This is a genomic window from Allosalinactinospora lopnorensis, assembly GCF_000981225.1.
Classification (GTDB): Bacteria; Actinomycetota; Actinomycetes; order Streptosporangiales; family Streptosporangiaceae; genus Allosalinactinospora; species Allosalinactinospora lopnorensis.
This window is the reverse complement of sequence record NZ_LAJC01000168.1, coordinates 1-1,967: the sequence shown is the minus strand read 5'-3', so window position 1 is coordinate 1,967 and position 1,967 is coordinate 1. Positions and strand designations below refer to the sequence as shown.

Annotated in this window: 2 protein-coding genes and 1 pseudogene; 2 read left to right on the top strand and 1 reads right to left on the bottom strand. The window is 74.0% G+C overall.

Annotated features, from left to right (window positions below):
- Positions 1-435 (bottom strand): alpha/beta fold hydrolase (locus VS93_RS26280; protein WP_046472525.1); only part of this gene is annotated, 435 nt, incomplete at its 3' end.
- 145 nt (positions 436-580) lie between these two features.
- Between VS93_RS26280 and VS93_RS26275 the strand changes: the two genes are divergently transcribed.
- Together VS93_RS26275 and VS93_RS26270 are read left to right on the top strand one after the other, a co-directional pair.
- Positions 581-1,489: an AAA family ATPase gene (locus VS93_RS26275; protein ID WP_046472524.1), complete on the top strand. Its 909-nt coding sequence runs from the start codon at positions 581-583 to the stop codon at positions 1,487-1,489.
- Positions 1,490-1,492: 3 nt separating this feature from the next.
- A pseudogene (locus VS93_RS26270) lies at positions 1,493-1,967 on the top strand (hypothetical protein); the annotation flags it as partial.

Genomic DNA, 1,967 nt, shown 5'->3' with positions numbered 1-1,967 from the left:
GGCCAACCGCACCGGTTCCGGGATCCGCGCCGCCGCCCGCGCGCCGCGGGCGAGCAGCCGGAACCCGGTCCTGGTGAGAGCAGGGCTGAAGCCTATGGGGGACAGTGCCGTCACCGAGGCCGCGGCCCCCTGGGCGCCCAGCTCCAGCGCGATCGCCCCGCCGAGGGAGTTGCCGGCGACGTGCGGGCGTTCGAGTCCCAGTTCGGCGCATACGCGCTGCACCGCGTCGACCAGGGAGTGCAGGTCGTAGCGGTCGCCGCCGGCCGGGCCGGGCGACTGCCCGAACCCCGGCAAGTCGAGGGCGATCACCTCGTGCCAGCGTGCGAGCCGCCCCAGCACCGGGTACCAGGCCTGGCGGCGGTGCCCCAACCCGTGCAGTAGCACGACAGGGGCGCCGCGGCCCCTGCGGTCGAAGACGATTCGTGACTCCCCCATGAACACCAGGTGTACCCGATACCACGACTGCGTTGCACGGAACCCGCCATAAGAGAGGGGCCGCCCCCTCCGGAACCGGAGACAGGCGGGAACCGCGGGCGGTTCCCGCTGGCCCGAGCCCCTCCACAGGCGGCATAGTTGGCATATGAGCTCCGAGGAGACGCCGGAACGGCCCGCTTCGCCGAAGGAACTGGCCCGGGCCCTCGCCGACTCCGCCTACCTCGCCGACGACGGGCTCGCGACCGCCGGGTACCTCGCGCTGCGCCTGGGCCGGCCGCTGTTCCTCGAAGGCGACGCGGGCGTCGGCAAGACCGCGTTCGCCCAGGCCCTGGCGGACGCCACCGGAGCGCACTTCGTGCGTCTGCAGTGCTACGAGGGGCTCGACGCCGCGCAGGCCCTCTACGACTGGGACTTCACCCGCCAGATCCTGCACCTCCGCACGGTCGAGGCCACCGCGCACGCGACCGGCGAGCGCCCCGACCCGGCGGAGCTGGAGGCCAGCCTGTACGACCGGCGGTTCCTCATCGCCCGGCCGCTGCTCGAAGCACTGGAGACGACCCCCTCGGTGCTGCTCGTGGACGAGATCGACCGGGCCGACGACGAGTTCGAGGCGTTCCTGCTGGAGGTGCTGTCCGAGGCGGCGATCAGCATCCCCGAGCTGGGTCGCGTAACCGCCGCGACCCCGCCGCTCACCGTGCTCACCAGCAACCGTACGCGCGAGGTGCACGACGCGCTCAAGCGGCGCTGCCTCTACCACTGGGTCGAGCACCCCGGCTTCGAACGCGAGGTCGCCATCCTGCGCCGCAGGCTGCCGGAGATCACCGAGCGCCTCGCCTCCGAGGTGGCCGCGGCGATCCGGCGCATGCGCGACCTCGACCTGATCAAGCCGCCCGGGGTCGCCGAGTCGCTGGACTGGGCGAACGCCCTGGCCACCCTCGGCGCGCGGTCGCTGGATCCCGATCTCGCCGCGGCGACGCTGGGCGCCGTCCTCAAGTACCGCGAGGACGCCGAACGCGTCCGCTCTACCGACCTGGCCGAGCTGCTGGGGGCCTAGCCGATGGCGGGGGCGGACCCGAGGCGCGACATCACCGAGCTCCTGCTGGGGTTCGCCCGCACCCTGCGCCACGCCGGGGTCGACGCCACACCCGACCGGGTGCAGAGCATGCTCGGCGCGGTCGGTGCGCTCGACATCACCGACCGCGAGAGCACCTACTGGGCGGGGCGGCTCACGCTGTGCGGCGAGCCCGACGACATCCCCGTCTACGACGCGGCGTTCGCGGCCTACTTCACCGATGCGTCGGCGTTCACCCCGGCCCCCCGGGTGGCGGTGCCCGTCGCCCGGCGACCGACCACGCTGTTCGCCCCCCAGCCGGCCCGCGGCGCGGAGTCCGCGGCCGCCGATGACGGTGACGAGACCGCCGTCGCGGTGGTCGCCAGCGACACCGAGGTACTGCGGCACCGCGACGTGGCGGCCCTCTCCGCGGCCGAACGCGCGAGGTGCGCCGCCTGCTCGCACTGCTCGCCCCCGACAC